We start from the raw sequence: 26,557 nt of genomic DNA on the forward strand, positions 1-26,557 counted from the left end.
AACATGCTGCGTATCCTGCTGATCAACGACACCGCTAAAAAAGTCGGGCGCCTGAAGGCCGCCCTGATCGAGGCCGGATTCGAAGTGATCGATGAATCCGGCCTGACCATCGACCTGCCCGAACGCGTCGAAACGGTGCGTCCGGATGTGATTCTGATCGATACCGAGTCACCGGGCCGCGATGTCATGGAACAAGTGGTGCTGGTGACTCGCGACCAGCCACGACCGATTGTGATGTTCACGGACGAACACGACCCCGATGTGATGCGACAGGCGATCAAGTCCGGTGTCAGCGCCTACATCGTCGAAGGCATTCACGCACAACGCCTGCAGCCGATTCTCGATGTGGCCATGGCACGCTTCGAAAGCGATCAGGCCTTGCGTGCCCAACTGCATGCCCGCGACCAGCAATTGGCCGAGCGCAAGCGCATTGAACTGGCCAAGGGACTGCTGATGAAAATGAAGGACTGCAACGAGGAAGAGGCCTACACACTGATGCGCCGCCAGGCGATGAGCCGCCAGCAGAAGCTGATTCAAGTGGCGGAGCAGATTATTGCCATGAGCGAGTTGCTCGGCTGAAGTTCCGTGGCGAATGTTCTATCGCCTTCGCGAGCAAGCCCGCTCCCACAAGGGCGCTACGCCGAACACGAATCACCTGTGGGAGCGGGCTTGCTCGCGAATGGCTGCAACCCGGTTTCGGTTGTTGGCACAGATCTCGCTAAGTAATCACCACAGGTAACCAACGGCGGTTGCCCCACCTACGACAAAGACGTCGCTCACCTCATTTGCCCTTGGCGGATCGGGTAGCGGCGTTTTTTCGTTTTGGCCCCACAGCACGGGGCCGGTGGTGCGGCCGTAACGGCGCCCCACCTGCAAGCTCATGACTCCTTTCGAGACTCTTCACAGCTGAGGTGCGCAATGAATTCAAGCTTCTGGAAATCCGGCCATACACCCACATTGTTCGCAGCCTTCCTCTATTTCGACCTGAGCTTCATGGTCTGGTACCTGCTCGGTCCTTTGGCGGTACAGATCGCCGCCGACCTGCACCTGACGACGCAGCAACGGGGGCTGGTGGTCGCCACGCCGATTCTGGCCGGGGCGGTGTTGCGCTTCGTGATGGGGATGCTGGCTGATCGCCTGTCGCCCAAAACCGCCGGCCTGATCGGTCAGGTCATCGTGATCTGCGCGCTGTTCGGCGCCTGGAAACTCGGGATCCACAGCTACGAGCAGGCGTTGCTGCTGGGCCTGTTCCTCGGCATGGCCGGCGCTTCGTTCGCCGTCGCCCTGCCCCTGGCCTCGCAGTGGTATCCGCCGCAGCATCAAGGCAAGGCCATGGGCATCGCCGGCGCGGGGAACTCGGGCACGGTGCTCGCCGCATTGATCGCCCCGGTGCTGGCGGCGGCGGTTGGCTGGAGCAACGTGTTCGGTTTCGCCCTGATTCCGCTGATTCTGACCCTGATCGTCTTCGCCTGGCTGGCCCGCAATGCCCCCGAGCGGCCAAAAGCCAAATCCATGGCCGACTACTTCAAGGCCTTGGGCGATCGTGACAGCTGGTGGTTCATGTTTTTCTACAGCGTGACATTCGGCGGCTTCATCGGTCTGGCCAGTGCCCTGCCCGGTTATTTCAACGACCAGTACGGCTTGAGCCCGGTGACTGCCGGCTACTACACCGCTGCCTGCGTGTTCGGCGGCAGCCTGATGCGCCCCTTGGGTGGCGCGCTGGCTGACCGGTTCGGCGGCATTCGGACTCTGCTGGCTATGTACACCGTCGCGGCGATCTGCATTGCCGTGGTCGGCTTCAATCTGCCGAGTTCCTACGCCGCACTGGCACTTTTCGTCTGCACCATGCTCGGTCTGGGCGCAGGCAATGGCGCGGTATTCCAATTGGTGCCCCAGCGTTTTCGCCGGGAAATCGGCGTGATGACCGGCCTGATCGGCATGGCCGGCGGTATCGGTGGCTTTGCCCTCGCGGCCGGCATGGGCGCGATCAAGCAAAGCACCGGCAGCTATCAACTGGCGCTGTGGTTGTTCGCCAGCCTCGGCGTTCTGGCCTGGTTCGGTCTGCACGGCGTAAAACGTCGCTGGAGAACCACCTGGGGTTCGGCCGCCGTGACGGCAGCGCGGGTCTGACGCCCCGATGAGCCTGCAACTGAGTTTCGCCGAAGCCAGCGCAATCGGTCCTCGCGAGGAAAACCAGGATGCCCTGCGCCTGGTCACGCCGGCTCCGGCGCTGGCCGCGAGCAAGGGTTATCTGTTCGCGATTGCCGACGGTGTCAGCCAATGCGTCGATGGCGGTCTGGCTGCCCGTTCGACGCTGCAGGCCCTGGCGCTGGATTACTATGCCACGCCGGAAACCTGGAGCGTCGCACAGGCACTCGATCGTCTGCTGCTGGCGCAGAACCGCTGGTTGCAGGCCAATGGCGGCGGACAACCGCTGCTGACCACCCTCAGTGCGCTGGTCCTGCGCGGCCGGCGTTTTACCCTGGCCCATGTCGGCGATTGTCGGGTGTATCGCTGGCACGCCGACCAATTGCAGCGAATCAGCGAGGATCACGTCTGGGACCAGCCGGGCATGCAGCATGTGCTGAAACGGGCGCTGGGGCTCGATCAACACCTGGTGCTGGATTTTCTCGACGGTGAGTTGCGCCCCGATGAATGCTTCGTCCTGCTCAGCGACGGCGTCTGGGCCGTCCTGGGCGATACCGCCATTGCCGCGATCCTGCGCGATCAACCGGACTTGCACAGCGCTGCGAACACCCTGGTCAATGCTGCGCACCTGGCGGGCAGCCAGGACAACGCCAGCGCCATGCTGGTGCGGGTCGATGCCCTCGGCGAAGCGAGCATTGGCGATGCGTTGATGCACTTACAGCAATGGCCACTGCCGCCTGCCCTGAAACCGGGTCAGGCGTTCGAGGGCTGGCAGGTCGAGGGGATCGTCGCACAGAGCCAGCAATCGCTGCTTTATCGCGTACGCGACAGCCAGCAACAACCCTGGCTGTTGAAAACCCTGCCCGGTCGCCTGCACGACGATCACCAGGCCGGGCAAGCGTTACTGTCGGAAGAATGGTTTCTCAAACGCGTGGCCGGTCGACATTTTCCTGAAGTCCACTCCGCCAGTCAGCGTCAGCATTTGTACTACGTGATGCGTGAATATTCGGGCGCTACCCTGGCCCAACGACATGAGCAAGGCGGACCGCTGCCGCTGCCCCAGTGGCAAGACATCGCCGAACGCTTGCTGCGAGCGGTCGGCCTGTTGCATCGACGGCAGATCCTGCATCGCGATATCAAACCGGAAAACCTGCTGCTGGGGGACGATGGTGAGTTGCGCCTGCTGGATTTCGGCCTCGCCTACTGCCCCGGGCTTTCGCAAGATCTGCCCTGGGCGCTGCCGGGTACACCCAGTTACATCGCACCCGAAGCCTTTCGCGGCGAAGTACCGACGCCACAGCAGGACTTGTACGCCGTCGGAGTAACCCTGTATTTCCTGCTCACCAGGCATTACCCCTATGGCGAAATCGAAGCCTTCCAGCGGCCGAGGTTTGGCCTCCCGGTCAACGCCAGCCGCTACCGGCCCGACCTGCCGGACTGGATCGCCCATAGCCTGGAGCGCGCCGTGGCGGCGGCCCCCGACCAGCGCTTCGAAACAGCGGAAGAATGGCTGCTGCTGATCGAACAGGGCGAGCGCCACAGCTTGAGCGTGCGCCCCAGGCCCTTGCTGGAACGCGAGCCGCTGAAAGTCTGGCGAACATTGGCGCTGGTATCGTTGCTGCTCAATCTGGTGCTGTTGATGGTTGCGCTCCATTAGCGGGCAAAGCGCCTTGAATCGGTGCACTCCCTCACGGTTCTGCCCTTGTGAACGGGGAAAATGCCAACAAACACGGGATTTGAGCGACTTGGCATAACCACTGCATTACCTCTTTCAACAGACATACAGCGCAGGCTTCAACGACGAAGGTTGCACTTCCCGAGAGAACGGGACCAGGACAAAGGCGTCCTCGCTAGGCAACTAGCGGGACGCCTTTTTTTGTTTGCGCAAAATTTGTCGAGCACGGCCTGCCCCTGATGAGGCAGGCCTGAGCTCCCCGGAGAACCTGATGAAAAAACTAAAACTGGTGATGATCGGCAACGGCATGGCCGGGGTCCGGACCCTGGAAGAGCTGCTCAAACTGAGCACGGAGCTGTACGACATCACGGTCTTCGGTGCCGAACCGCACACCAACTACAACCGCATCCTGCTGTCGCCGGTGCTGGCGGGCGAACAGACCTTCGAAGAAATCGTGCTCAACGACCTGGACTGGTACCTGGAAAACAACATCAAGCTGCTGCTCAACCGCAAGGTGGTGGAGATCGACCGGGTCAAGCGCCGGGTCATTGCCGAAGACGGCAGCGAAGCCGAATACGATCGCCTGCTGATCGCCACCGGCTCGACGCCTTTCATCCTGCCCATTCCCGGCAACACCCTTGACGGCGTGATCGGCTACCGCGACATCGCCGACACCCAGGCCATGATCGACACCGCGAAAACCCACCGGCACGCCGTGGTGATCGGCGGCGGCCTGCTCGGCCTGGAGGCCGCCAACGGCCTGATGCTGCGGGGCATGCACGTCACCGTGGTGCATATCGGCGAGTGGTTGCTGGAGCGGCAACTGGACAAGACCAGCGGCCAGTTGCTGCAAAACGCGCTGGAATCTCGCGGCCTGCACTTTCGCCTGTGCGAGCAGACCCAGGCCTTGCACGACGCTGGCAACGGCCGGGTCGGTTCGGTGCGATTCAAGAACGGCGACATCATTCCCGCTGACCTGGTAGTGATGGCCGCCGGCATTCGCCCCAATACCGAACTGGCGGAGAAATCCGGCATTCCGTGCAGCCGCGGGATTCTGGTCAACGACACAATGCAAACCTACGACCCACGGATCTATGCCATCGGCGAGTGTGCCAGCCACCGCGGTATCGCCTATGGTTTGGTGGCGCCGCTGTTCGAACAGGCCAAAGTCTGCGCCAACCACCTGGCCCAACTGGGTTTTGCCACCTACAAGGGTTCGGTGACCTCGACCAAATTGAAGGTTACCGGTATCGACCTGTTTTCCGCCGGCGACTTCATGGGCGGTGAAGGCACCGAGACCATTACCCTCTCGGACCCGATTGGCGGCGTCTACAAAAAACTGGTGATCAAGGATGACGTGCTGGTGGGCGCCTGCCTGTACGGCGATACGGCGGATGGCGGCTGGTATTTCCGGCAGATCCGTGAAAACCATGCCATCAGTGAGATCCGCGATCACTTGATGTTCGGTGAAAATGCGCTTGGCGACGTAGGACATCAAGGCCAGGACAAAGCCATGAGCATGGCCGACAACGCCGAAGTCTGCGGCTGCAACGGTGTGTGCAAGGGCACCATCGTCAAGGCGATCCAGGAGCACGGGCTGTTCAGTGTCGACGACGTCAAGAAACACACCAAGGCTGCCAGCTCCTGCGGCTCGTGCGCGGGTTTGGTGGAGCAGATCCTGATCAACACCGTGGGCGGCGCCGCCGACGTCAAGCCGAAAAGCGAAAAGGCCATCTGCGGCTGCAGCGATCTCAACCACGGGCAAATCCGCCAGGCCATCCGCGAGCAGCACCTGCTGACCATCGCCGGCACCATGAGCTACCTGAACTGGCGCACACCCAACGGCTGCGCCACCTGCCGCCCGGCGCTCAACTACTACCTGATTTCCACCTGGCCTGGGGAAGCCAAGGACGATCCGCAATCGCGCCTGATCAACGAAAGGGCTCACGCCAACATTCAGAAAGACGGCACCTACTCTGTAGTCCCGCGGATGTGGGGCGGTGTGACCAATCCTTCAGAGCTGCGGCGCATTGCCGACGTCGCCGACAAGTACAACGTGCCGATGGTCAAGGTCACCGGTGGCCAGCGCATCGACTTGCTGGGTATTCGCAAGCAAGACCTGCCGGGGGTATGGAAAGACCTGGACATGCCGTCCGGCCACGCCTATGGCAAATCCATCCGCACGGTGAAAACCTGCGTCGGCAGCGAGTTCTGCCGCTTTGGCACCCAGAACTCCACACAGCTGGGCATTGAACTGGAACATGACCTGTTCAACATGTGGTCGCCACACAAGGTGAAGCTGGCTGTCTCCGGTTGCCCGCGCAACTGCTCGGAAGCCGGTATCAAGGATGTGGGAATTATCGGTGTGGACTCCGGCTGGGAGATGTACATCGGTGGCAACGGCGGGATCAAGACCGAAGTCGCGGAATTCTTCGTCAAACTGAAAACCGCCGAAGAAGTGCGCGAATACAACGGTGCATTCCTGCAGCTCTATCGCGAAGAAGCCTTCTACCTCGAACGCACCGTGCACTACCTGCAACGGGTCGGCATGGAACACATCAAGAAAGCCGTGCTGGAAGATCCGGAGCGGCGCAAGGCGCTCAACGATCGCCTGCAGTTCTCCCTGTCGTTCGAACAGGACCCGTGGAAGGAACGCCTGGAACAGCCCCAGCTGAAAAAAGAATTCGACGTCATCCCCGTGAAAAACCTGGAGGTGCTGGCATGAACTGGCTGGATATCTGTGCACTGGAAGAGATCAATGCCCTGGGCTCGCGGATCATCGCCGGGCCAAAGGGAGACATCGCGATTTTCCGTACCAGCGACGACGAAGTGTTCGCCCTCGACGACCGCTGCCCGCACAAGGGCGGCCCGTTGTCCCAAGGTCTGGTCTACGGCAAGCGTGTGGCCTGCCCGCTGCACAACTGGCAAATCGACCTGGAAAGCGGCGAAGCCCTGGCCCCGGACATCGGCTGTGCCCATCACCATCTCGCCCGGGTGGAAAATGGCCGGGTGATGCTGGCCCTGCGGGATGCAGGCTGATGGACCGCCAGATCACTGCGTCCACCTGCTGTTACTGCGGGGTCGGTTGCGGGGTGCTGATCGAGCACGACGGCGAGCACATCCTCGGCGTCAGCGGCGACCCGGCGCACCCGGCCAATTTCGGCAAACTGTGCAGCAAGGGTTCGACCCTGCACCTGACCGGCGACTTGACGGCGCGGGCGTTGTACCCCGAACTGCGCCTCGGTAAAAGCCTGGCCCGCCACCGCACCGATTGGGATACCGCCCTCGATCACGCGACCAGCGTGTTTGCCGCGAACATTGCCGAACATGGCCCGGACAGCGTGGCGTTCTACATTTCCGGGCAACTGTTGACCGAGGACTACTACGCCTTCAACAAGCTGGCGCGTGCCCTGGTAGGCACCAACAACATCGACAGCAATTCGCGCCTGTGCATGTCATCGGCGGTGGTCGGCTACAAGCGCAGCCTGGGTGCCGACGCCCCGCCCTGCAGCTACGAAGACCTGGAGCTGAGCGATTGCGTGATGATCGTCGGCAGCAACATGGCCTACGCCCACCCGGTGCTGTTTCGCCGGCTGGAAGCAGCCAAATCCCGCCGGCCGCAGATGAAGGTCATCGTCATTGACCCACGTCGCACAGATACCTGCGATCTGGCTGATCTGCACCTGGCGATCTTGCCGGGCACCGATGTCGCCTTGTTCCATGGGATTTTGCATCTGCTGCTGTGGGAAGACTGGATAGATCGTGACTTCATCAGGGACCACACCGAAGGCCTGGCCGAGCTGAAAAACCTGGTGCGTGACTACACGCCGCAAATGGTTTCACAGCTCTGTGGTATCAGCCTCGGGCAATTGCAGCAATGTGCCGAGTGGATCGGCACATCACCGAGCTTTCTGTCGCTGTGGTGCATGGGGCTTAACCAGTCCACCGCCGGCAGCGCGAAAAACAGTGCATTGATCAATCTGCACCTGGCCACCGGGCAGATCGGTCGTCCCGGCGCCGGACCTTTCTCCCTCACCGGTCAGCCAAATGCCATGGGCGGGCGGGAAACCGGCAGTTTGTCCAACTTGCTGCCCGGTCACCGTGACGCCGCCAATGCACAACACCGTGCGCAAGTGGCGTCCTACTGGGGCGTCGAGCAACTGCCGGAAAGCCCCGGGCTCTCTGCGATCGAATTGTTCGAGCAAGTGCGCAACGGCAAGATCAAGGCGTTGTGGATCGCCTGCACCAACCCCGCGCAATCCATGCCGGACCAGACGGCCGTGCGCGCAGCTCTGCAAGCCTGCCCGTTCGTGGTGTTGCAGGAAGCCTTCAGCACCACTGAAACCGCGAAGTTCGCCGACCTTCTGCTGCCCGCCGCCAGCTGGGGGGAAAAGGAAGGTTGCGTGACCAACTCCGAGCGGCGCATTTCCCACGTACGCCAGGCAATCGTCGCACCGGGTGAGGCGCGGCCAGACTGGGCAATCACCGTAGATTTCGCACAACGCCTGGAAAAACACCTGCGTCCCGGCCAAACCAGCCTGTTTGAATTTGATAATCCCGCTCAGGTCTTTGACGAATACAAACAACTGACTCAAGGTCGCGACCTGGATCTGTCCGGTATCAGCCATGCACTGATCGATCGTCTCGGCCCGCAGCAGTGGCCCTTCCCTGCGGGTGCCGTTGAAGGCACGGCCCGGCTGTACGTCGACGGGGTATTTGCCACTGCCAATGGGCGCGCACAGTTCGTGGCCGATCCATACCGTGCCGCCAAAGAGCAACGCGATGCACGCTTCCCGCTGACCCTGATCACCGGTCGCCTGCGCGATCAATGGCACGGCATGAGCCGCACCGGCACCGCTGCGCAGCTGTTTGGCCATGTCAGCGAAGCGGAGTTGAGCCTGCACCCGGACGAACTGCGCCGCCATCGCCTGCAGCCGGGGGATCTGGTCAGCCTGAAAAGCAGGCGCGGCGCAATCGTCGTCGCGGTTGCCAGCGATGACAGCGTGCGTCCAGGCCAGGCCTTTTTGCCGATGCATTGGGGCGACCGTTTTCTCAAGGGCGGGGTGAACAGCCTCACTCTGCCCGCATTCGATCCTTTGTCGAAACAGCCCGAACTTAAACACAGCGGCGTTCGCCTGGATCCGGTGGATTTGCCCTGGAAACTATTCGCACTGATCGAGGGCGATGTTCAACGGCATTTTGAAACGCTACGACCGCTCTGTGAGGCGTTTTCCTACGTCAGTCTCAGTCTGGTTGGCCGTGAGCGCCCTGCCCTGCTTGTACGGGCTGCCAATACTTCAGCACCTTCGGCAGAGTTGCTAAGCGAAATCGATAAAAACCTGGCGCTCGATGACGGCCCGGTACTGGCTTACGACGACCCTCGACGGGCCATAGGCAAGCGCGTGCGGATCGAAAATGGCCGGATCACTGCCATTCGACTGGCCGGTGAAACCCTTGCCCAGCACTGGTTACAGGGGCTGTGGCTCGAAGGTCGCGCGGACCAGCAACTGCGGCGCTGGCTGCTTGCGCCGCTGAGCGCACCACCGGGCAATCTCGACACGTCCTTCAACTCGAACAAGATCCTGTGCAATTGCAAGAACGTCGGCCAGAACGCGATCTGCGCCGGCATCAGCCGTGGCCTGGACTTGCAGGGGCTCAAGCAAGAACTGGGTTGCGGCACGCAATGCGGGTCCTGCGTTCCGGAAATCAAACGCCTGCTGGCCGCCACGGCGCAGCCAGCCACCGTCTTCTCGTGAGGAAAACACTATGAGTGCAAAAGTCTGGCTGGTAGGTGCGGGCCCGGGTGATCCGGAGTTGCTCACGTTGAAGGCGGTACGTGCCTTGCGCGAGGCAGATGTGGTGCTGATCGATGACCTGGTCAATGTCGCGGTACTCGAGCATTGCCCTGGGGCGCGGATCATTCCGGTGGGCAAGCGTGGCGGCTGCCGCTCTACCCCGCAAGCGTTCATCCATCGCCTGATGCTTCGTTATGCCCGGCAGGGTAAATGCGTAGCGCGGCTCAAGGGCGGCGATCCATGCATTTTCGGTCGCGGTGGTGAAGAGGCGCAGTGGCTGCGTGAGCGTGGGGTCGAAGCCGAGTTGGTCAACGGCATCACTGCCGGGCTGGCGGGGGCAACGCAATGCGATATTCCGCTGACTTTGCGCGGTGTAGCCCGTGGTGTCACGCTGGTCACCGCACACACCCAGGACGACAGCCAATTGAACTGGCAGGCACTGGCCCAAGGCGGAACGACGTTGGTGGTTTACATGGGAGTGGCCAAGCTGGGTGAAATCCGTGAGCAGCTATTGGCCGGCGGCATGGCAACGGATACGCCCGTGGCCATGATTGAAAATGCCTCCTTGCCCCATCAACGGGAATGTCGGAGCACTCTCACAAACATGGATGAAGCGGCCTACAGATTCCAACTGAAAAGCCCTGCCATACTGGTGATCGGTGCAGTGGCAGCCAGTGCAACTCAATCGCTGTGGGAGCGTGAATTGCCTGTGATGGCGGCAGATCAGTCAGCGTAGTTTCAACTATTTCACCAAATTGCAGACAAAGAAAAGCCCGGCCTGAGCCGGGCTTTTCAGAGCTGCGAGCTAATTACTTAGCTTGAGCTTCAACCTGCGCTTCTACGCGACGGTTAACTGCACGACCAGCGTCAGTTTTGTTGTCAGCAACTGGGCGGGATTCGCCGTAGCCAACAGACTGAACGCGGGACGATTCAACACCGTACTGGTTGGTCAGAACTTGTTTAACGGCGTTTGCACGACGCTCGGACAGTTTCTGGTTGTAAGCGTCAGGACCGACGGAGTCAGTGTGACCTTCAACAGTAGTGCTGGTGGATGGGTACTGCTTCATGAAGTCAGCCAGGTTCTTGATGTCGCCGTAGCTGTTTGGCTTGACTACCGACTTGTCGAAGTCGAACTTCACGTCCAGCTCAACACGAACAACTTCAGCAACTGCCGGGCAGCCGTCAGCGTCAACAGTTACGTTGGCTGGGGTGTCTGGGCACTTGTCAACGTTGTCGCAAACGCCATCGTTGTCGCTGTCAGAGCAAACTTCCGGAGCTGGAACTGGAGCAGCAGCTGGCTTGCTGCCGCCGCCGAAGTTCACACCGATACCGACGCTAGGAGCCCACTCGGTGTTGCCCTGGTCGATGTTGTACTGAGCTTCAACGCCAGCACGGGCGTAGAAGTTGTCGGTGAAGTACAGCTTGGCACCGCCGCCAACGTTGGCGAAGGTGGAACGGTTACGACCGTTCGAGCCGTTCTGGTCGATGCTCTGGTCGGAGAAACCGCCCGAGACGTAAGGACGCAGCATGTCGCCTGGGTTGTTGAAGTGGTACAGAGCGTCCAGAGCGGTGTTCGCGCCCTTAACGTTCTTGCCATCGTTTGCACGGGCATTGTGCACTTCGTCGTAGGCCAGACGCAGTTCAACGTCGTCTGTCAGGAAGTAACCGATCGAACCACCCGGCAGGATGCCGTCGTTCTTGAAGTTACGGTCGCTATCGAAATATTGCTTCTTTGCGTAGCCTTCGATTTCAACTGCGCCTTGGCCCTGTGCCAGAGCGCCGATGGAAGTGGCGGCAATAAGAGAACCAATGGCCAAGCCCAAGGTGTTTTTCAGTTTCATCCGTTAAATCCCCATCTGGTGATTGTGAAGCAGTCCCGCAAACCGGGGGACAACTCGGCGGCAAGTCTAACAGAACTTGCCTACACGTAAGAGATATTTGCGCTGAACTAAGTTTCAGCAATGCCTGCAAATTTCTCACGCAATTTATCTAGAGCGCGTTTGTACCGCATTTTTGTTGCGCTCAAACCCATATGCATGATGTCTGCGATTTCCTGAAACTCCAGCTCTGCGACAAATCGTAGCACCAGAATTTCACGATCAATCGGGTTCACATACACCAACCAGCGATCAAGTCCGCCTTTTTCCTCAGGTTTCGGCGTCTTTTCTTCAGACGCTTCCTCGAGGGGGTCAAGACTCAATGCGTCCATCAAGCGACGCTTTCGCCGTTCCTTCCGATACTGTGTGATGCACTCGTTGTACGTGATGCTATATAGCCATGTCTTGAACTTCGATTTACCTTCGAAGTTCTTCAGGCCATACAGCACCTTCAACATGACCTCCTGACAGACATCGTCTGCGTCGCGATCGTTCCCTAGATATCGTGCGCACACGTTAAATAATGTTCGCTGGTAACGCCGCATCAGTTCTTCATAGGCGCGTGTTACGTGAAACAGCTCGGTATGCGAGCGCGCGACCAACTCCTCATCAGAGAGCTCGCGGGGGTCGTAGCGCATGGATAACGATTGGGCTTTATTCAAAACAAGTCGGGCCGACAGTCAGGTCAATGTCCGCCGCAGCCAGCGTGAGCAGGCATTTTTGCGGCGGCATACATTAGCAGGGTTTGCCGGGTTAGCGGCTACTCACATGCTGCTCAAGGAGGATCCGATTGGAAAGAGAGACTAGCTCACCCTCATCGGTCAGCAATGTGGTTTTAACCGTGCCGATCTCTTCGATCTGGCCTTCGACCTCGCCAACACGCACTTGTTGCCCAACCTGGTACAGCTCACGCACGTAGATTCCCGCAAGAATCTGGCCGGCAATTTCCCGGCTTCCCAACCCCATGGCCAGCGCTACTGCCAGACCAACGGTTATCAACACAATCACGATCACATGGTTCAGCAGGTCAGTCTTGACCTCCAACTGGCTGATCGCAACCGAAATACTGATGATGATCACCAGGCCCTGGGCAATCCGTCCAAGCCCTGAAGCATAGTCCAGCCCCACGCCTTCTGCCGCTCCGCGCACCAGCCCGTTGGCCAGTTGCGCCAGCAAGACACCGACCAGCAACACCAGCGCCGCGCCGAACACCTTCGGCAAATACAACGCAAGCATGTCCAGCGTAGCTGAAACTCGCTCAAGGCCAAGGGATTCTGCGGCAGAAACCAGAAAAATCAGCAGAACGAACCAATAGACGATTTTGCCGATCAGCGTCGAAATAGGAACTTGCAACCCTGCACGGGACAGCAATTTGGTCAGGCCGGTGCCACCCATCAAGCGATCAAGGCCCAGTTTGGCGAGCAACTTCGAGAGCAAGGTGTCCAGCAGTTTGGCCACGACAAAACCCAACAGCAGCACAACCAGTGCGCCGAACAGGTTCGGAATGAAGTTCGCAACCTTGGTCCACAACGCAGTCATTGCAGTGACGAGGCTCTGAGTCCAGAGATCAAGTTCCATATTCAATCAGCCTTATCAGCAGTGCGAGCAGTAGGTTTACGAAGACGGGATACCGGCGCGACATGGGCCGATCCGTTATTCAGGGCGATCATCAGTGCGGGCAACCAGCGCCCCAGCAGGCTGAACAGATCACCGGCGCCGACCTGGCGGTTGGCGGTTTTCAGCACACGCCCCAGGCACGCATCGTCGTCCCGGGTGGACGGTGAGGCGTTGAGCATGTCGCGTAAAGACTGTTCAAACGGATCGTGCATACGCACCTCTCGTGATGTCTGTGGGAGACGCGGTCAGTTTTGGTCGGGTCACATGGCTTCCCTCAGACCCAGCGTAAACGTCGGAACAACCACCACTGCCCGAGCGCCACCGAGACCATCATCAGGCACGCGATCAGAAAGCCGTAAGGGCTGGCAGAGAATGGAATTCCACCGACGTTGATCCCCAAAAGCCCGGCCAGAAAACTCATCGGCAAAAAGATCCCGGTGATGATCCCGAAGCGATACATCGTGCGGTTCATGCGCACGCTCAAGCGACGGTCTTCAGCCTCCAGGACCAGCCCCACCCGCTCCCGGGTCAATTCCAGCTCTTCGAGGTAGCGGGTCAGGCTGTTGTTCAATTCGTTCCAGTAATCACCGTCATCCTCGACGAACCAGGGCAACTTGATTCGCGTCAACTGCCCGAAAATGTCCCGCTGCGGAGCCAGAAAGCGCTTCAACGCAGCCGCCCGGCGACGAATCTGCAAAACCGCCCCGTGCTCAGGAGTATACCGTTCGTCGGCATCCAGCTTTTCTTCTTCCTCATCGACCACTTCCGAGAGACAGCTGACCAGATCCTGCACCTTGTTGGTGAGGTACTGCGCCATGCAAAGGATGAGTTCGGAGGCAGTTTTCGGCCCCTTGCCCTCGGACAGTTGCACCAGCAACTCGTCAGTGGCACGCAAAGGACGCAAACGCAGGGAAATGACACGCTGGGCAGAGCCGAAAATCCGCACCGACACCATGTCTTCCGGTTCGGCGCCAGGGTTCAGATTGACCCCGCGCAAAAATAGCAGCAGTTCGCTGTCCGAAAGCTGCAAAAGTCGCGGACGGGTGTTTTCTTCAAGTAACAGGTCACAGCTGAATTCGCTCAGACCGCTGGATTTGCGCAACCAGGTCCGGGTTTGCGGATGACTGCGATCCCAGTGCAGCCACAGGCTTTCATGGGCCTGCAGCTGCAAGTCATCGAGTTCAGTCCGGGCAATCGAACGCGCACCGCCTTTACCGTCCAGCACCAGGGCATGCACCAACCCCCATTGCGCGTTTTCTTCCTCGAACATCCGCACTCCTTTGGTCAACCAGCGCTTTATTCAGGCATTTTCAGCGGGCTGGGCGAGATGATCACGCCGTTGTTGTCCGCATAAATGTATTCGCCTGGACGGAACGTCACACCGGCAAACGTCACAACAACGTTGAGATCGCCGAGCCCGCGCCTGTCGGATTTCCTCGGGTGGCTGGCGAGGGCCTGAACGCCCAGATCGGTCTGCGCGATGATATCGACGTCGCGGATGCAACCGTAAATCACCAGCCCTTCCCAACCGTTTTTCGCGGCTTTCTCGGCCAGCATGTCACCGAGCAACGCATGACGCAGGGAACCGCCACCGTCTACCACCAGCACTTTGCCATTCCCCTTGAGCTCGACCTGCTCCTTGACCCGCGAGTTGTCTTCAAAGCATTTGATGGTCACGATTTCGCCGCCGAAGGAATCACGGCCGCCGAAATTGCTGAACATCGGTTCCAGCACCTGCACCAGCTCCGGATAGGCGTCGCACAGGTCAGGCGTGATGTAATGGTTCATCGAGAAACTCCTGTAAGAGGAAGACAATCGAGGATGTCGGAAAGTGACCAGAACAGCTCAATGCGTCATATCTTAGCCGCAAGCCGACCGGAGCGAAATGCCCTTGTCAGAGCGTCAGGCTCAGATTGCCGCGACCAAATCCTGTTGCGCTCCCGGCAAAGGTGTCTGCTGATCGGCCAACCAGCGCGTCACCAAAGGCCAGACTTCAGCCTGGGCTGCCTTGCTGACGAGCATTTCCACGTGACCGAAATTGTCGCCGAAGCCCTGCTCGCGCCCCAGGTTGATGAATTGCTTGTGCTCGGAACCGAACTGTTCGAACAGCTTGCGACACGCCCACGCAGGATCCTGATGATCACCCGCAGCGCTCACGGCAAGCACCGGCAACTTGACCTCGGCCAAACCCGCCCACCAGTTTTTATCGGCATCGCCAAAGCGCCCGAACAGACCGTACCAGCGCATGCCTTCCAGGGCCAGGCCGATGGGCTCGTCCTCCGGACCGCGCTTGAGCCTTGAGCCGGACAACTGGGCAAAACGCTTGAGAATGAAGCGACCGCTCCACTCTACCGGCGGAATCTTCAATGGCCAGTAGGTGCGACTGACTTGTGTACCGAAAAACGCCGCCGAGGCCACGACCGGCTCACCGATGTACTCGCCACCCAGCGCTGCGGCCAGTGTAATACCGCCCAGTGAGTGACCGATCCAGTGTGGCACCTGCCCGCTCTGTTCGCGCACGAACGCACCAATGGCCGGCAGGTCATAGCGTGCGTAGTCGGCAACACGGTTCTTGCGGTAGTCGTGGTTACGCTGGGACAGGCCGTGACCGCGCATTTCCGGAATCCAGACATCGAACCCCAGACGGGCCAGGTAAGCGCCCAACCCCAGGCCTTTGGGAGAAAACCAGAACCGGCGATTGGAAAAGCTGCCGTGCAGCAGGATCACCGGCACGCCACGGGAGGACGACTCATCGGCCATGCCAAGGCGTGTCACAGCCAATTCGACGGTGAAGTCGGGACTGTTACCGGGTTTCAAACGATACACATCTTCGCTCAGATCACCGCGCCGTTCGGCACTGATCAGGGCGACAGGAAATAGGTTGCTGCTGCTTTGCATAATCTCTTGCACAAAAAAGGGCGGCATCCAGATGGAACCCGCCCTGCTTGAATCTCATAAAGACCGCTCCCTGCAGGAGCGAGCCCTGCTCGCGAAGAACTCGGGACACCACGTTTATCCAGGATAAACGCGTTATCGTTGACGTCCATCGCAAGCAAGCTCGCTCCCACAGAAAGGGGCGGCCCGTTTACACCGGATCAGGCCGAAGCTTGACCTTCCGCCAGGAAGAACCAGGTTTCCAGTACGGAGTCAGGGTTCAACGAAACGCTTTCAATGCCCTGCTCCATCAGCCACTTGGCCAGGTCCGGGTGGTCCGAAGGACCCTGACCGCAGATACCGATGTATTTGCCGGCCTTGTTGCACGCGGCAATTGCATTGGCCAGCAGCTTCTTGACCGCCGGATTACGCTCATCGAACAGGTGGGCGATGATGCCGGAGTCACGGTCCAGGCCCAGGGTCAGCTGGGTCAGGTCGTTGGAGCCGATGGAGAAACCGTCGAAGAACTCGAGGAACTCTTCAGCCAGGATGGCGTTGGACGGCAGTTCGCACATCATGATCACGCGCAGGCCGTTCTGGCCACGAGCCAGACCATTTTCCGCCAGCAGATCCACCACCTGGCTCGCTTCGCCCAGGGTACGGACGAACGGCACCATGATTTCGACGTTGGTCAGGCCCATCTCGTTGCGCACGCGCTTGAGGGCGCGGCATTCGAGCTCGAAGCAGTCGCGGAACGATTCGCTGATGTAACGCGAGGCACCGCGGAAGCCCAACATCGGGTTCTCTTCTTCCGGCTCGTACAGCTTGCCGCCGATCAGGTTGGCGTATTCGTTGGACTTGAAGTCCGACAGACGCACGATGACCTTTTTCGGCCAGAACGCAGCCGCCAGGGTGCTGATGCCTTCGACCAGTTTCTCGACGTAGAAGCCGACCGGATCGTTGTAACCGGCGATGCGCTTGTCGACGCTTTCCTTGATGTCCAGCGGCAGGCCGTCGTAGTTCAGCAGTGCCTTGGGGTGCACGCCGATCATGCGGTTGATGATGAACTCCAGGCGGGCCAGGCCCACACCGGCGTTCGGCAGCTGTGCGAAGTCGAAGGCGCGGTCCGGGTTACCGACGTTCATCATGATCTTGAACGGCAGCTCAGGCATGGCGTCCACGGAGTTCTTCTTGATGTCGAAGCCCAGTTCGCCTTCGAAGATGAAACCGGTGTCGCCTTCAGCGCAGGAAACGGTCACGCCCTGGCCATCTTTCAACAGCTGGGTGGCGTTGCCGCAACCTACTACCGCTGGAATACCCAGCTCACGGGCGATGATCGCCGCGTGGCAAGTACGGCCGCCACGGTTGGTGACGATCGCGCTCGCGCGCTTCATGACCGGCTCCCAGTCCGGGTCGGTCATGTCGGAAACCAGTACGTCGCCTGGCTGGACCTTGTCCATCTCGGACACGTCCTTGATGATGCGGACCTTGCCGGCGCCGATACGCTGGCCGATGGCGCGACCTTCCACCAGCACGGTGCCGGTTTCTTTCAACAGGTAACGTTCCATGACGTTGGCCTGGGTGCGGCTCTTCACGGTTTCCGGACGGGCCTGCACGATGTACAGCTTGCCGTCGTCACCGTCCTTGGCCCACTCGATGTCCATCGGGCACTGGTAGTGCTTCTCGATGATCATCGCCTGCTTGGCCAGTTCGCTGACTTCGGCGTCGGTCAGGCAGAAACGTGCGCGCTCAGCCTTGTCCACGTCGACGGTCTTGACCGAACGACCGGCCTTGGCCTCGTCGCCGTAGATCATCTTGATGGCTTTGCTGCCCAGGTTGCGGCGCAGGATCGCCGGGCGACCCGCGGCCAGCGTACCTTTGTGAACGTAGAACTCATCCGGGTTCACCGCGCCTTGTACGACGGTTTCACCCAAGCCGTAGGCGCCGGTGATGAACACCACGTCACGGAAGCCCGACTCGGTATCGAGGGTGAACATCACGCCGGCGGTGCCGGTTTCGGAACGGACCATGCGCTGCACGCCAGCAGACAGGGCAACCAGCTTGTGGTCGAAGCCCTGGTGCACGCGATAGGAAATGGCACGGTCGTTGAACAGCGAGGCGAACACCTCTTTGGCGGCGCGAATGACGTTTTCGACACCACGGATGTTCAGGAAGGTTTCCTGCTGACCGGCAAAGGATGCGTCGGGCAAGTCTTCGGCGGTGGCGGAAGAACGCACGGCCACGGCCATGTCAGGGTTGCCGGCGGACAGCGTGGCGAACGCGGTACGAATTTCGGCATTCAATTTTTCAGGGAACTCGGCTTCCATGATCCATTGGCGGATCTGGGCACCGGTCTTGGCCAGCGCATTCACGTCATCGACGTCCAGGACATCGAGCGCATCGTGAATCTGCTGATTCAGGCCGCTCAGTTCCAGGAAATCACGATAAGCCTGAGCGGTCGTGGCGAAGCCGCCGGGCACCGATACACCGGCACCTGCAAGGTTGCTGATCATCTCGCCCAGGGATGCGTTCTTGCCCCCCACATGCTCAACATCGTGTTTGCCGAGCTTATCGAGGGAAACTACGTACTCTACCAAGGTGATCTCTCCACTAACTGTGTTGGAAAAGCTCAGAAACCGGCTGCTTAAGTGAGCATTTGCCGGTTATATGGCCTGGACCTGGAAAATAAGTGAGAATGCGGGCCAATGGCGGCCGGCAAATCGCGCCTATCATATCCAAGATTCGTCACTAGCTTAAGGCCCAAGGTGCAAATGAAACGATCTGCTTTCTTTATCTCCGATGGTACCGGCATTACCGCCGAAACCCTGGGTCAAAGCCTTCTGGCGCAGTTCGAAAACATTACCTTCAGCAAAGTCACGCGGCCGTACATCGACAACGTGGACAAAGCGCGGGCCATGGTACAACAAATCAACAAAGCCGCCGAAACCGACGGCTTCCGTCCGATTATCTTCGACACCATCGTCAATCAGGACATCCGTGAGATTCTCGCAACCTCGAATGGTTTCATGATCGACATTTTCTCGACGTTCCTGGCACCGCTTGAACAGGAACTGACCGAGCATTCTTCCTATACCGTGGGCAAGTCCCACTCCATCGGCGCCAACACCAACTACATGGAGCGTATCGAGGCCGTTAACTTCGCCCTCGACAACGACGACGGCGCCCGCACGCACTATTACGACAAGGCCGACCTGATACTAGTGGGCGTGTCGCGATGTGGTAAGACGCCGACGTGCCTGTACATGGCAATGCAGTTCGGTATCCGTGCAGCCAACTACCCGCTGACCGAAGACGACATGGAGCGCCTGCAACTGCCGTCCGCCCTGCGCGCCCACCAGCACAAGCTGTTCGGCCTGACCATCGACCCGGACCGCCTTACCGCGATCCGCAACGAGCGCAAGCCCAACAGCCGCTATTCGAGCTACGCCCAGTGCGAGTTCGAAGTTCGCGAGGTGGAAAACCTGTTCCGCCGCGAGAACATTCCGAACATCAACTCCACGCACTTTTCCGTAGAAGAAATCTCCGCGAAGATTCTCGTGGAGAAAGGTGTGGAGCGGCGTTTCAAGTAGTTCTTTATTGCCTGTTCCGGCCTCATCGCGAGCAAGCTCGCTCCCACAGTTGATTTGTGTTCACCGCAGATCTCCTGTGGGAGCGAGCTTGCTCGCGATGAACGATAACTCGGTCTCCTAGATAACAAACAAATCCACAAACCGGTTCACCGGTGTCGCCTCAAGTTTCTGCCGATCCTTGCACAACGCAAAAATCTCTTCGCTACGCTGACTGGCGAATCGTGTCAGCAAGTTCGCCCTGAACTTGTCCTCCAGCAACGGAATGCCTTCGACCCGACGTCGACGATGCCCAATCGGGTATTCCACCACCACGTTTTCAGTACTCGACCCGTCCTTGAAAAACACCTGCACCGCGTTGGCAATGGAGCGCTTGTCGGACTCCAGATACTCACGGGTGAAACGCGGCTCCTCAACTATCACCATCTTGTCGCGCAGCACATCGATGATCGGATGCGCCTTGTGGAAATCATCTTCGTAATACTCGGCAACCAGATTGCCAAAGGCCAGCGGCACGGCAGTCATGTACTGGATGCAGTGATCGCGATCAGCGGCATTGGCCAGCGGGCCGACCTTGGAAATGATGCGAATCGCCGACTCGTGAGTGGTGATGACGATCCGGTCGATTTCGTGCAGACGATTGCGCACTTGCGGATGCAGGGTCACCGCCGCCTCACAGGCCGTTTGCGCATGGAACTCGGCCGGAAAACTGATCTTGAACAACACGTTTTCCATCACATAACTGCCGTACGGTCGCGAGAAACTGAACGCACGCCTGTCTTCAGGCTTGAGCGCCAGATCATTGTTGGTGTGGCTGAACAATACGTCGTAAAACCCCCACTGCCTGGCACTCAACACACCGGGAATACCCATTTCGCCGCGCATCGCCATGTCCGCCAAACGCACGCCACGACTGGACGCATCCCCCGCCGCCCAGGATTTACGCGAACCGGCATTCGGCGCATGCCGATACGTGCGCAATGCCTGACCGTCAGCAAAGGCGTGAGACAACGCCGACAACAACTGCTCGCGATTGGCACCCATCAGCTTGGCGGTGACTGCGGTCGAGGCCACTTTCACCAGAATGACGTGATCGAGGCCGACACGGTTGAACGAGTTTTCCAGGGCAATCACGCCTTGAATCTCATGGGCCATGATCATCGCTTCAAGCACTGTGCGCACGGTCAGCGGCGCCACACCATTAGCCAGGTGCTTTTGTGATAAATGGTCGGCTACCGCGAGAATACCGCCGAGGTTGTCCGACGGATGCCCCCACTCCGCCGCGAGCCAGGTGTCGTTGTAGTCGAGCCAGCGCACGATGCAGCCGATGTCCCACGCCGCCTTCACAGGATCGAGCCGGTAACTGGTCCCCGGCACCCGGGCGCCGAATGGCACGACAGTGCCTTCTACCACTGGCCCCAAATGCTTGGTGCACTCGGGAAAACGCAGGGCCAGCAGGCCGCAACCCAAGGTATCGATCAGACAGTTGCGCGCAGTATCCAGCGCCTCTTTTGACTCGATCTTGTAGTTGAGGACGTAATCGGCAATGTCCTGCAGGACCTTGTCGTAGTCGGGGCGGTTGTTCAGGTCGACGTTGGCACTCATGTTCGATTCACTCTGCGGTGTTCGTTGATGGGACCTCGGTTCAGGGCAATCTCAGTCAATGACAAATTCTTATGATTGAAATGCAGGCCACTGTGGGAGCGAGCTTGCTCGCGATGGCGGTGCATCAGCCAGCACACGTATTGAATGTGTTGGCCCCATCGCGAGCAAGCTCGCTCCCACAGGTGTTTGGATGATCTTAGAAAGAATCACCCGGCACACGGACAAACCCTTCCATCAACACCCGTGCACTGCGGCTCATGATCGCTTTGTTCACGGTCCACTCGCCATTGACCTGGCTGGCCTCGGCGCCGACGCGCAAGGTACCGGACGGGTGGCCGAAGCGCACCGCGTTGCGTTCGATACCGCCTGCCGCGAGGTTAACCAGCGTACCGGTGATCGCTGCCGCCGTGCCGATTGCCACCGCAGCAGTACCCATCATCGCGTGGTGCAACTTGCCCATGGACAGCGCACGCACCAGCAGGTCGACATCACCCGCCGCAATGGCTTTGCCACTGGACGATACGTAATCCGCCGGTTTGGCGACGAAGGCCACTTTTGGCGTGTGCTGGCGCTTGGCAGCTTCGTCAATGTTCGAAATCAGGCCCATGCGCAATGCGCCGTAAGCACGGATGGTTTCGAACATCAGCAAGGCTTTCGGGTCGCCGTTGATCGCGCCCTGCAACTCGGTGCCCTTGTAGCCGATGTCTTCGGCATTGACGAAAATCGTCGGGATACCGGCGTTGATCATGGTCGCCTTGAAGGTGCCGACGCCGGGCACTTCCAGGTCGTCCACCAGGTTGCCGGTAGGGAACATCGAACCGCCGCCGCCCTCTTCGTCCGCCGCCGGATCGAGGAACTCGATCTGCACTTCGGCCGCCGGGAAGGTCACGCCGTCGAGTTCGAAATCGCCGGTTTCCTGTACTTCACCATTGGTGATCGGCACGTGGGCGATGATGGTTTTGCCAATGTTGGCCTGCCACACGCGAACCACCGCCACGCCGTTTTGCGGGATGCGGCTGGCGTCCACCAGGCCATTGCTGACGGCGAACGAACCGACCGCCGCCGACAGGTTGCCGCAGTTGCCACTCCAGTCCACGAAGGGCTTGTCGATGGACACCTGACCGAACAGGTAATCGACATCGTGATCGGCCTTGATGCTTTTCGACAGGATAACGGTTTTGCTGGTGCTGGAAGTCGCGCCGCCCATGCCGTCGATTTGTTTGTCGTACGGGTCGGGGCTGCCGATCACCCGCAGCAGCAAAGCGTCGCGAGCCTGGCCCGGGACCTGTGCCGCTTCAGGCAAATCCTTCAGGCTGAAAAACACGCCTTTGCTGGTGCCGCCGCGCATGTATGTCGCTGGAATTTTGATCTGCGGTGCATGAGCCATGGTGCTCGTTACTCCTAATCTGAAAACAGACACGGGACTCAAAGTCCCGTGTCTGCAAGGCGTGTGTTAAACAGCAACCGCCGATTCTTCGAGGAAGTCCTGGGCGAAGCGTTGCAGCACGCCACCGGCTTCGTAGATCGACACTTCTTCAGCAGTGTCGAGGCGGCAGGTCACCGGCACATCGACGCGCTCGCCATTCTTGCGATGGATCACCAGGGTCAGCTCGGCACGCGGGGTGCGGTCGCCAATCACGTCGTAGGTTTCGCTGCCGTCGATGGCCAGGGTGTGGCGGTTGGTGCCCGGCTTGAATTCCAGCGGCAACACGCCCATGCCCACCAGGTTGGTGCGGTGAATGCGCTCGAAACCTTCGGCGGCAATCGCTTCCACACCCGCCAGGCGCACGCCCTTGGCCGCCCAGTCGCGGGACGAACCCTGACCGTAGTCGGCACCTGCGATGATGATCAGCGGCTGCTTGCGATCCATGTAGGTCTCGATGGCTTCCCACATGCGCATCACTTTGCCTTCCGGCTCGACGCGGGCCAGCGAACCCTGCTTGACCTTGCCGTTTTCCAGAACCATTTCGTTGAACAGTTTCGGGTTGGCGAAGGTCGCGCGCTGCGCGGTCAGGTGGTCACCACGGTGAGTCGCGTAGGAGTTGAAGTCCTCTTCCGGCAGGCCCATTTTCGCCAGGTATTCGCCCGCGGCGCTGTCGAGCATGATGGCGTTGGACGGCGACAGGTGATCGGTGGTGATGTTGTCCGGCAGCACCGCCAGCGGGCGCATGCCCTTGAGCGGACGGGCGCCGGCCAACGCACCTTCCCAGTACGGCGGACGGCGGATGTAGGTGCTCATCTCGCGCCACTCGTACAGCGGCGCGACTTTGGGACCGGTGTCTTCGTGGATGGCGAACATCGGGATGTAGACCTGACGGAACTGCTCAGGCTTGACCGAGGCTTTCACCACGGCGTCGATTTCTTCGTCGCTCGGCCAGATGTCCTTCAGGCGGATTTCCTTGCCGTCGACAACGCCCAGCACATCTTTTTCGATGTCGAAACGGATGGTACCGGCGATGGCGTAAGCAACGACCAATGGCGGCGACGCGAGGAACGCCTGCTTGGCGTACGGGTGAATCCGGCCGTCGAAGTTACGGTTACCGGACAACACAGCAGTGGCGTACAGGTCACGGTCGATGATCTCTTGCTGGATCACCGGGTCCAGTGCGCCGGACATGCCGTTGCAGGTGGTGCAGGCGAAGGCCACGACGCCGAAACCGAGCTGTTCCAGCTCATCGGTCAAACCGGCTTCATCGAGGTACAGCGCCACGGTTTTGGAACCTGGTGCCAGGGACGACTTGACCCACGGCTTGCGGGTCAGGCCGAGCTTGTTGGCGTTGCGCGCCAGCAGGCCGGCGGCGATCACGTTGCGCGGGTTGCTGGTGTTGGTGCAGCTGGTGATGGCGGCGATGATCACCGCGCCGTCCGGCATTTGCCCCGGCACATCGTCCCACTGACCGGAAATGCCTTTGGCAGCCAGATCCGACACCGCCACACGGGCGTGCGGGTTGCTCGGGCCAGCCATGTTGCGCACCACAGAAGACAGGTCGAAGGTCAGGCCGCGCTCGTACTGCGCGCCTTTGAGGCTGTCAGCCCACAGGCCGACCTGCTTGGCGTAGTTCTCGACCAACTGCACCTGCTCGTCTTCACGGCCGGTGAGCTTGAGGTAGTCGATAGTCTGCTGATCGATGTAGAACATCGCCGCGGTGGCGCCGTATTCCGGGGCCATGTTGGAGATGGTCGCGCGGTCGCCGAGGGTCAGCGCCGCCGCACCTTCACCGAAGAATTCCAGCCACGCGCCAACCACTTTTTGCTTGCGCAGGAACTCGGTCAGCGCCAGCACCATGTCGGTGGCGGTGATGCCCGGCTGCAGCTTGCCGGTCAGCTCGACGCCGACGCTTTCCGGCAGACGCATCCACGATGCGCGACCGAGCATTACGCTTTCGGCTTCCAGACCACCGACACCGATGGCGATCACGCCCAACGCATCGACGTGCGGGGTGTGGCTGTCGGTGCCGACGCAGGTATCAGGGAAGGCCACGCCGTCACGCACCTGGATCACCGGAGACATTTTCTCCAGGTTGATCTGGTGCATGATGCCGTTGCCCGGCGGGATCACGTCGACGTTCTTGAACGCCTTCTTGGTCCAGTTGATGAAGTGGAAGCGGTCTTCGTTGCGACGGTCTTCGATGGCGCGGTTCTTCTCGAACGCCTCCGGATCGAAGCCACCGCGCTCGACGGCCAGGGAGTGGTCGACGATCAGTTGGGTCGGCACCACCGGGTTCACTTGCGCCGGATCACCGCCCTGCAGGGCGATGGCGTCACGCAGGCCGGCGAGGTCGACCAGCGCGGTCTGGCCGAGAATGTCGTGGCACACCACGCGGGCCGGGAACCACGGGAAGTCGAGGTCGCGCTTGCGCTCGATGAATTGCTTCAGGGATTCGGTGAGCGTGGCCGGGTCGCAGCGACGCACAAGGTTTTCCGCCAGTACACGGGAGGTGTACGGCAGGGTGTCGTAGGCGCCAGGCTGGATCGCCTCGACCGCTGCGCGGACATCGAAGTAATCCAGGTGGCTGCCGGGCAGCGGTTTACGAAATTGTGTGTTCATCGTCAGGACTCGGTCACGGTAGTTACAAAAGGTGGGGCCTGGCACCAGACTTGAAGTGAACACAATCCACTGTGGGAGCGAGTTTGCTCGCGATGGTGTGTCAGTCGACACCAATGTGAATGACACTCCATCGCGAGCAAGCTCGCTCCTACAGGGATCTGCGTTGCATTCAGATCCCGGTGCCGGCCGCCACCATTCAGCGTTGTTCGATTGGTACGAACTTGCGCTGCTCAACGCCGGTGTATTCGGCGCTTGGACGGATGATGCGGTTGTTGGCACGTTGTTCGTACACGTGGGCGGCCCAGCCGGTCAGGCGCGAGCAGACGAAGATCGGTGTGAACAACTTGGTCGGGATGCCCATGAAGTGGTACGCCGAGGCATGGTAGAAGTCGGCGTTCGGGAACAGTTTCTTCTGCTCCCACATGGTCTTGTCGATGGCTTCGGACACCGGGAACAACACCTTGTCGCCCACTTCGTCAGCAAGCTTTTTCGACCAGCCCTTGATCACCTCGTTACGCGGATCGTTGTCCTTATAGATCGCGTGGCCGAAGCCCATGATCTTGTCCTTGCGCTCGAGCATGCCGAGGGTGCCCTTGATCGCGTCTTCCGGCGACGAGAAACGCTCGATCATTTCCATCGCCGCTTCGTTGGCGCCACCGTGCAGCGGACCGCGCAGCGAGCCGATGGCCGCGGTGATGCACGAATACAGGTCGGACAGGGTCGAGGCGCAAACACGTGCGGTGAAGGTCGACGCGTTGAACTCGTGCTCCGCGTAGAGGATCAGCGAAACGTTCATCACCTTGACGTGCAGCTCGCTCGGCTTCTTGCCGTGCAGCAGGTGCAGGAAGTGGCCGCCGATGGACTGCTCGTCACTCACGCAATCGATGCGCTTGCCTTCGTGGCTGAAGCGATACCAGTAGGTCATGATCGCCGGGAACGCGGCCAGCAGGCGGTCGGTCTTGTCGTGTTGCTCGGAGAAGTTGCTCTCCGGCTCCAGGTTGCCCAGGAACGAGCAGCCAGTGCGCATCACGTCCATCGGGTGGGCGTCGGCGGGGATGCGTTCCAGCACTTCTTTGAGCGCTTGCGGCAGGTCGCGCAGCTTGCTCAGTTTGGCAACGTAGGCTGCCAGTTGCGCCTTGCTCGGCAGTTCGCCGTACAGCAGCAGGTAGGCAACTTCTTCGAACTGTGCGTCAGCCGCCAGTTCACGTACGTCATAACCACGATAGGTCAGACCGGCACCCGACTGGCCCACGGTGGACAGTGCGGTTTGCCCGGCTACCTGGCCACGGAGCCCGGCGCCACTGAGTACTTTTGCTTCGGCCATTGCTGTC

20 protein-coding genes are annotated in these 26,557 nt (G+C 60.0%); 8 read left to right on the forward strand and 12 right to left on the reverse strand.

What is annotated here, in order from left to right:
• Positions 1-3 precede the first annotated feature (3 nt).
• The 7 genes from KW840_RS18490 to cobA all read left to right on the forward strand — a co-directional run bounded on the left by KW840_RS18490 (position 4) and on the right by cobA (position 10,354).
• A complete protein-coding gene (locus tag KW840_RS18490; RefSeq protein ID WP_057715697.1) occupies positions 4-579 on the forward strand; it encodes an ANTAR domain-containing response regulator in 576 nt (191 codons plus the stop codon).
• Positions 580-918: 339 nt separating this feature from the next.
• Positions 919-2,130 (forward strand): NarK/NasA family nitrate transporter, encoded by a 1,212-nt coding sequence (locus tag KW840_RS18495; RefSeq protein WP_057715698.1) that lies wholly within the window; start codon positions 919-921, stop codon positions 2,128-2,130.
• 7 nt (positions 2,131-2,137) lie between these two features.
• Entirely contained in the window at positions 2,138-3,805 is a 1,668-nt protein-coding gene (locus KW840_RS18500; RefSeq protein WP_218496768.1) for a bifunctional protein-serine/threonine kinase/phosphatase, read from the forward strand.
• A gap of 289 nt (positions 3,806-4,094) precedes the next feature.
• Positions 4,095-6,548, forward strand: a complete 2,454-nt coding sequence (gene nirB / locus KW840_RS18505; protein ID WP_218496778.1) for a nitrite reductase large subunit NirB — start codon at positions 4,095-4,097, stop codon at positions 6,546-6,548.
• Positions 6,545-6,862, forward strand: coding sequence for a nitrite reductase small subunit NirD (gene nirD / locus KW840_RS18510; protein ID WP_046042889.1), 318 nt, complete (start codon positions 6,545-6,547; stop codon positions 6,860-6,862). Before nirB ends, nirD begins: the two co-directional genes overlap by 4 nt.
• On the forward strand, positions 6,862-9,579 hold the full coding sequence (locus KW840_RS18515; RefSeq protein ID WP_218496780.1) for a nitrate reductase: 2,718 nt from the start codon (positions 6,862-6,864) through the stop codon (positions 9,577-9,579). Before nirD ends, KW840_RS18515 begins: the two co-directional genes overlap by 1 nt.
• Positions 9,580-9,589: 10 nt before the next feature.
• Positions 9,590-10,354, forward strand: a complete 765-nt coding sequence (cobA, locus tag KW840_RS18520) for a uroporphyrinogen-III C-methyltransferase (RefSeq protein ID WP_154946558.1) — start codon at positions 9,590-9,592, stop codon at positions 10,352-10,354.
• A 73-nt stretch (positions 10,355-10,427) separates the two neighbouring features.
• On the opposite strand, the gene KW840_RS18525 is transcribed toward cobA, so the two are convergent.
• The 8 genes from KW840_RS18525 to ppsA all read right to left on the reverse strand — a co-directional run bounded on the left by KW840_RS18525 (position 10,428) and on the right by ppsA (position 18,583).
• The gene (locus tag KW840_RS18525; RefSeq protein WP_057715703.1) at positions 10,428-11,459 is read right to left on the reverse strand and encodes an OmpA family protein; all 1,032 of its coding nucleotides are present in this window, start codon (positions 11,457-11,459) and stop codon (positions 10,428-10,430) included.
• Between the two features lie 107 nt (positions 11,460-11,566).
• Positions 11,567-12,157 (reverse strand): RNA polymerase sigma factor SigX, encoded by a 591-nt coding sequence (gene sigX, locus KW840_RS18530; protein WP_015096065.1) that lies wholly within the window; start codon positions 12,155-12,157, stop codon positions 11,567-11,569.
• A 91-nt stretch (positions 12,158-12,248) separates the two neighbouring features.
• Positions 12,249-13,073 carry a mechanosensitive ion channel domain-containing protein gene (locus KW840_RS18535; RefSeq protein WP_008048604.1) on the reverse strand — a complete coding sequence of 275 codons (825 nt, stop codon included), beginning with the start codon at positions 13,071-13,073 and terminating at the stop codon, positions 12,249-12,251.
• Between the two features lie 2 nt (positions 13,074-13,075).
• Positions 13,076-13,324, reverse strand: a complete 249-nt coding sequence (locus tag KW840_RS18540; protein ID WP_008017601.1) for a hypothetical protein — start codon at positions 13,322-13,324, stop codon at positions 13,076-13,078.
• A 62-nt stretch (positions 13,325-13,386) separates the two neighbouring features.
• A complete protein-coding gene (locus KW840_RS18545) occupies positions 13,387-14,382 on the reverse strand; it encodes a zinc transporter ZntB (RefSeq protein WP_057715704.1) in 996 nt (331 codons plus the stop codon).
• 26 nt (positions 14,383-14,408) lie between these two features.
• Positions 14,409-14,900, reverse strand: coding sequence for a ribonuclease E activity regulator RraA (gene rraA / locus KW840_RS18550; RefSeq protein ID WP_008027412.1), 492 nt, complete (start codon positions 14,898-14,900; stop codon positions 14,409-14,411).
• Between the two features lie 120 nt (positions 14,901-15,020).
• Complete coding sequence (locus tag KW840_RS18555) at positions 15,021-16,010, reverse strand: alpha/beta fold hydrolase (protein WP_090454039.1); 990 nt, start codon at positions 16,008-16,010, stop codon at positions 15,021-15,023.
• A gap of 197 nt (positions 16,011-16,207) precedes the next feature.
• A complete protein-coding gene (gene ppsA, locus KW840_RS18560) occupies positions 16,208-18,583 on the reverse strand; it encodes a phosphoenolpyruvate synthase (RefSeq protein ID WP_218496783.1) in 2,376 nt (791 codons plus the stop codon).
• A gap of 174 nt (positions 18,584-18,757) precedes the next feature.
• Between ppsA and KW840_RS18565 the strand changes: the two genes are divergently transcribed.
• Positions 18,758-19,576, forward strand: coding sequence for a pyruvate, water dikinase regulatory protein (locus KW840_RS18565; RefSeq protein WP_008048584.1), 819 nt, complete (start codon positions 18,758-18,760; stop codon positions 19,574-19,576).
• Between the two features lie 117 nt (positions 19,577-19,693).
• On the opposite strand, the gene prpD is transcribed toward KW840_RS18565, so the two are convergent.
• From prpD to prpC, 4 genes are all read right to left on the reverse strand, one after another.
• Entirely contained in the window at positions 19,694-21,178 is a 1,485-nt protein-coding gene (gene prpD, locus KW840_RS18570) for a 2-methylcitrate dehydratase (protein WP_218496787.1), read from the reverse strand.
• A gap of 196 nt (positions 21,179-21,374) precedes the next feature.
• Complete coding sequence (gene prpF / locus KW840_RS18575; protein ID WP_218496789.1) at positions 21,375-22,565, reverse strand: 2-methylaconitate cis-trans isomerase PrpF; 1,191 nt, start codon at positions 22,563-22,565, stop codon at positions 21,375-21,377.
• A gap of 66 nt (positions 22,566-22,631) precedes the next feature.
• Positions 22,632-25,226: a Fe/S-dependent 2-methylisocitrate dehydratase AcnD gene (acnD, locus tag KW840_RS18580; RefSeq protein WP_057715708.1), complete on the reverse strand. Its 2,595-nt coding sequence runs from the start codon at positions 25,224-25,226 to the stop codon at positions 22,632-22,634.
• Between the two features lie 196 nt (positions 25,227-25,422).
• Entirely contained in the window at positions 25,423-26,550 is a 1,128-nt protein-coding gene (prpC, locus tag KW840_RS18585) for a 2-methylcitrate synthase (protein WP_090454029.1), read from the reverse strand.
• Positions 26,551-26,557: the final 7 nt, after the last annotated feature.

It is taken from the genome of Pseudomonas sp. PDM30 (genome assembly GCF_019218985.1).
GTDB classification, from domain to species: domain Bacteria; phylum Pseudomonadota; class Gammaproteobacteria; order Pseudomonadales; family Pseudomonadaceae; genus Aquipseudomonas; species Aquipseudomonas jessenii.

Coding starts and splice junctions, on each gene's coding strand:
- KW840_RS18545 (WP_057715704.1), bottom strand. CDS start 14,382: ATGTTCGAGGAAGAAAACGCGCAATGGGGGTTGGTGCATGCCCTGGTG.
- prpD (WP_218496787.1), bottom strand. CDS start 21,178: ATGAGTGCCAACGTCGACCTGAACAACCGCCCCGACTACGACAAGGTC.
- prpF (WP_218496789.1), bottom strand. CDS start 22,565: ATGGCTCATGCACCGCAGATCAAAATTCCAGCGACATACATGCGCGGC.
- nirB (WP_218496778.1), top strand. CDS start 4,095: ATGAAAAAACTAAAACTGGTGATGATCGGCAACGGCATGGCCGGGGTC.
- KW840_RS18500 (WP_218496768.1), top strand. CDS start 2,138: ATGAGCCTGCAACTGAGTTTCGCCGAAGCCAGCGCAATCGGTCCTCGC.
- KW840_RS18515 (WP_218496780.1), top strand. CDS start 6,862: ATGGACCGCCAGATCACTGCGTCCACCTGCTGTTACTGCGGGGTCGGT.
- acnD (WP_057715708.1), bottom strand. CDS start 25,226: ATGAACACACAATTTCGTAAACCGCTGCCCGGCAGCCACCTGGATTAC.
- prpC (WP_090454029.1), bottom strand. CDS start 26,550: ATGGCCGAAGCAAAAGTACTCAGTGGCGCCGGGCTCCGTGGCCAGGTA.
- KW840_RS18525 (WP_057715703.1), bottom strand. CDS start 11,459: ATGAAACTGAAAAACACCTTGGGCTTGGCCATTGGTTCTCTTATTGCC.
- KW840_RS18495 (WP_057715698.1), top strand. CDS start 919: ATGAATTCAAGCTTCTGGAAATCCGGCCATACACCCACATTGTTCGCA.
- cobA (WP_154946558.1), top strand. CDS start 9,590: ATGAGTGCAAAAGTCTGGCTGGTAGGTGCGGGCCCGGGTGATCCGGAG.
- KW840_RS18535 (WP_008048604.1), bottom strand. CDS start 13,073: ATGGAACTTGATCTCTGGACTCAGAGCCTCGTCACTGCAATGACTGCG.
- rraA (WP_008027412.1), bottom strand. CDS start 14,900: ATGAACCATTACATCACGCCTGACCTGTGCGACGCCTATCCGGAGCTG.
- KW840_RS18555 (WP_090454039.1), bottom strand. CDS start 16,010: ATGCAAAGCAGCAGCAACCTATTTCCTGTCGCCCTGATCAGTGCCGAA.
- KW840_RS18565 (WP_008048584.1), top strand. CDS start 18,758: ATGAAACGATCTGCTTTCTTTATCTCCGATGGTACCGGCATTACCGCC.
- nirD (WP_046042889.1), top strand. CDS start 6,545: ATGAACTGGCTGGATATCTGTGCACTGGAAGAGATCAATGCCCTGGGC.
- KW840_RS18490 (WP_057715697.1), top strand. CDS start 4: ATGCTGCGTATCCTGCTGATCAACGACACCGCTAAAAAAGTCGGGCGC.
- KW840_RS18540 (WP_008017601.1), bottom strand. CDS start 13,324: ATGCACGATCCGTTTGAACAGTCTTTACGCGACATGCTCAACGCCTCA.